This is a genomic window from Undibacterium sp. Ji49W (assembly GCF_049340205.1).
Classification (GTDB): domain Bacteria; phylum Pseudomonadota; class Gammaproteobacteria; order Burkholderiales; family Burkholderiaceae_D; genus Undibacterium.
This window is the reverse complement of record NZ_JBMPOW010000088.1, coordinates 1-201: the sequence shown is the minus strand read 5'-3', so window position 1 is coordinate 201 and position 201 is coordinate 1. Positions and strand designations below refer to the sequence as shown.

Annotated in this window: 1 protein-coding gene; it reads right to left on the bottom strand. The window is 53.7% G+C overall.

What is annotated here, in order from left to right; all coding sequences use genetic code 11:
• A partial coding sequence (locus ACO0LK_RS27145; RefSeq protein ID WP_422980629.1) for a hypothetical protein occupies window positions 1-201 on the bottom strand: 201 nt, incomplete at both ends.

The window sequence follows — 201 nt, the reverse complement described above, 5'->3', positions numbered from 1 at the left end:
TGATCGCACCGTAAGTAACCAGTGTATCGTTACCGTTACCCAGGTTGATGGTGTCTGTCACTACACGGGCCACGGCTGTTGCTGTGGATTGTGTATTGAGGTTCACACCGTTTTCTGTCACGTTGTAGGTACCGGCAACATAGTTACCCAGCAATACGACGCGGTCAGCACCTGCACCCAGGCTCAGGAAGTTGGCGCCAC